Annotated in this window: 4 protein-coding genes; 3 read left to right on the plus strand and 1 reads right to left on the minus strand. The window is 75.3% G+C overall.

Features of this window, described 5'->3' with window-relative positions; translation table 11 throughout:
* From LCD31_RS27575 to LCD31_RS27585, 3 genes are all read left to right on the plus strand, one after another.
* Positions 1-429, plus strand: a 429-nt coding sequence (locus LCD31_RS27575) for a nucleotide-binding domain containing protein (RefSeq protein WP_304615281.1), incomplete at its 5' end; no start/stop codon positions are given.
* Positions 426-1,064 (plus strand): class II aldolase/adducin family protein, encoded by a 639-nt coding sequence (locus LCD31_RS27580; RefSeq protein ID WP_224962901.1) that lies wholly within the window; start codon positions 426-428, stop codon positions 1,062-1,064. The genes LCD31_RS27575 and LCD31_RS27580, both read left to right, overlap by 4 nt.
* A gap of 270 nt (positions 1,065-1,334) precedes the next feature.
* Positions 1,335-1,793 (plus strand): helix-turn-helix transcriptional regulator, encoded by a 459-nt coding sequence (locus tag LCD31_RS27585; RefSeq protein ID WP_224962903.1) that lies wholly within the window; start codon positions 1,335-1,337, stop codon positions 1,791-1,793.
* Between the two features lie 12 nt (positions 1,794-1,805).
* Here LCD31_RS27585 and LCD31_RS27590 read toward each other — a convergent pair whose 3' ends face one another.
* Positions 1,806-2,615: a TIGR03619 family F420-dependent LLM class oxidoreductase gene (locus LCD31_RS27590; protein ID WP_224962905.1), complete on the minus strand. Its 810-nt coding sequence runs from the start codon at positions 2,613-2,615 to the stop codon at positions 1,806-1,808.
* Between the last annotated feature and the right edge of the window lie 405 nt (positions 2,616-3,020).

Consider the following 3,020-nt stretch of genomic DNA (forward strand, 5'->3'; position numbering starts at 1 on the left):
GTGCGCGCGGACTTCGACGGTGCCGTCGCCGAGCTCGGCGAGTTCGTCCGCGCGCACTGGGCGGCGGACCCGGCGCTGCCGCCGCTGCTCTACGCGGTCGGCGTCGGCGACGAGATCGAACCGGCGCGAGACGACGACGCCGAGCCCGCCGGGGCGCTGCTGGAGCGGGCGCTGGCGCGCTGCGCCGCCGACCTGGTCGCGCACGGCGCGCGGCGGCTGCTCGTCGCGGGCGGCGAGACCTCCGGCGCGGTGGTCCTCGCGCTCGGCGCCACCACCCTGCACGTCGGCGCGCAGATCGCGCCCGGCGTGCCCTGGTGCCGCACCGAGTCCGATGTGGACGGAGAGCCCAGGCCGGTGGACGTGGCGCTGAAATCGGGGAACTTCGGAGGGGTCGACATCTTCACCACCGCATGGGACGTGCTGTCATGAGCGACGCCCGAGCAGAACTGGCCGCCGCGGGCGCGAAGCTCGCCGCGCTCGGCCTGAGCCCCGGCTCCTCCGGCAACCTCAGCGTCCGCGAGGGCGACCGGATGCTGATCACGCCGACGGGCGCGGACCTCGGAGACCTCGACCCGGCGGCGCTCGCCGAGCTGTCCCTCGACGGCGAGCACCTCGGCGGGCCGCGGCCGTCGAAGGAGTTCCCGCTGCACGGCGCCTTCTACCGCCGCGACCCGGCCACCACCGCGGTGGTGCACCTGCACTCCCGGCACGCTTCCGCGGTGTCCTGCCTGCAGCCGTGGTCCGAGCGCAGCGCGATCCCGCCGCTGACCCCGTACTTCGTGATGCGCGTCGGCCAGGCCCCGCTCGTCCCGTACGCCGCACCGGGCGATCCGGCGCAGGCCGGTGCGCTCGCGGCGCTGGACTTCGAGTTCCGCGCCGCGCTGCTGCAGAACCACGGCCCGATCACCGCGGGCACCTCGCTGGCGGCGGCGGTGGACGCGGCGGTGGAGATCGAGGAGGTCGCAGCCCTGCTGCTCGGCCTCGGCCGGCACCGCCCGCGCCTGCTCGAACCCGCCGAGATCCACGAGCTCACCGCGAAGTACGGCACTCCGTGGGACGCCTGAGCGAGCACGCAACGGCCCCGTGCGATCACGCATCGGAGTCGGCCCGGTGTGCCCGAAACGCCCCGGACCGGATCGCGAAGAGGATCACCGGAGCGGAACCCGGCACGTGGTACTCTTCCGCGCAAGTCGGTCGCACACCGCCGAAAACGGGTGTGCGGACCCCTGTACCCCGCCGGACGCACTCGCGGCGGACCGGAACGCGGGCGAACCGGATCGGACCGGTCGGCCACGACGGAGCGTGACGGTCGGCGGTCCCGCCGTGGAGGTGCGATGAACCCGGAACCCGGCTCGGCGGAGCAGCCGCCGCGGACGCTCGCCGACAAGCTGGTGTACCTGATCGACGTGTACGCCCAGCAGAACGCCGCCCCCGGGCAGCAGGCCCAGTGGCCGACCTTCGAACGCCTCGCCGCGGAGATCAGCGCCGGCACCGGGAAATCCATCTCGCACGGCTACCTGCACCAGCTCTGCCGCGGCCAGCGGGACAACCCGACCCTGCACCACCTCCAGGCGCTCGCCGAGTTCTTCCGGGTGCCCGTCGCCTTCTTCACCGACAACGAGGCGACCCGGGAGATCGTGGCGCAGTACGAACTGGTCCTGGCCATGCGCAACAGCCGCATCCGGGAGATCTGCACCTACGCGCCGCTGCTCGACTGGGAAGGGCTGGACGCGGTCACCGCGCTGGTGAAGGACCTGGCGGGCGGGGTGAAGCGGCCGGAGGCCGAGAGCTGATCGCTCCGGCGATCAGCCGGCGGCGGCGATGAACCGCGCCATCCGCTCGCGCACCCCGTCGTCGGAGCCCAGCCACACCGCGACCGAATCGGCCCCGGCCGCGGCATAGGCGTGCACGTCGTCCACCGCGGCCGCCAGCTCCGCGCCGCCGCCGAGCCACGACGTCCGCACCGAGACCCGGACCGGCCGCACCGCGTTCGCCCGCAACCAATCGACACGCGCGGCGAACGTGGCGGGTTCCGGAGCGATGGGCTGCCACCCGTCGCCCGACCGGGCCGCGCGGCGCAGCGCCCGCTCCCCCGAACCACCCACCACGATCGGCACCGGTGTGCCGGGCTTCGGTTCGAAGACCCCGGTGTCGTAGTGGAAGTGCGTGCCGTGGAACGGTCCGGAACCGCCGAGCAGGTGCCGGATCAGGTCGATGGCCTCGTCGGCGCGCGCCCCGCGGTCGGCGAAGCCGGCCCCCACCGCGGCGAATTCCGCCCGGTCCCAGCCGATGCCGACGCCGAGGGTGAAGCGGCCGCCGGAGATCCGCTCCAGCGTGGCCGCCTGCTTGGCGACGACGAACGGGCTGCGCATCGGCAGCACCAGCACCGAGGTGCCCAACCGGATCGTCCGGGTGCGCACCGCGATGGCGGCCAGGGCGACCAGCGGATCGTAGATCCCGCCGTAGCTGCCGGGTGCGTAGCGCGACGGCGGCAGCAGGTGGTCCGGCAACCACACCGCCCCGTATCCGAGCCGCTCAGCCGCCACCGCGAGATCGCCCAGCTCCGCGAACGGCAGCTCCGGCGATTCCGCGGGCAGCACCAGTTGCAGGTCCACCCGTCATCTCCTCCGCTCGGGCGGGGGGGGGGGGGGGCGCCCCCCCCCCCCCCCCCCCCCCCCCCCAAAAAAAAACCCCCCCCCCCCCCCCCCCCCCCCCCCGGGGGGGGGCACACCCCCGCCGGGCCCGGTTTTCGTCGCCGGGCCAGGAGAACTCCGTCGGAAGACGCGTCCAGTGCACCCGCCGCGCGCTGGCGGTCGCCGCACCCGCGCAGCCGACCACTGCGGACCGCAGCACCTACCGGAAGGCCCGCGGGTCGCTGGTGGCGCCGAAGGTTCGGTCGGCGCAGGCCGCCTGCGAGTTGGCCGGTGCCCGGTGACCACCGCCGGGGGGGGGGGGGGGGGGGGGGGGGGGGGGGGGGGGGCGGGGGGGGGGGCGCGGGGCGCGCCCAACAGCACCACGCC

It is taken from the genome of Saccharopolyspora sp. 6M, from assembly GCF_020176775.1.
GTDB lineage: Bacteria > Actinomycetota > Actinomycetes > Mycobacteriales > Pseudonocardiaceae > Saccharopolyspora_C > Saccharopolyspora_C gregorii.

What these genes read in the sequence shown, in the direction of transcription:
- LCD31_RS27580 (WP_224962901.1), top strand. Translation starts at nt 426, where the DNA reads ATGAGCGACGCCCGAGCAGAACTGGCCGCCGCGGGCGCGAAGCTCGCC.
- LCD31_RS27585 (WP_224962903.1), top strand. Translation starts at nt 1,335, where the DNA reads ATGAACCCGGAACCCGGCTCGGCGGAGCAGCCGCCGCGGACGCTCGCC.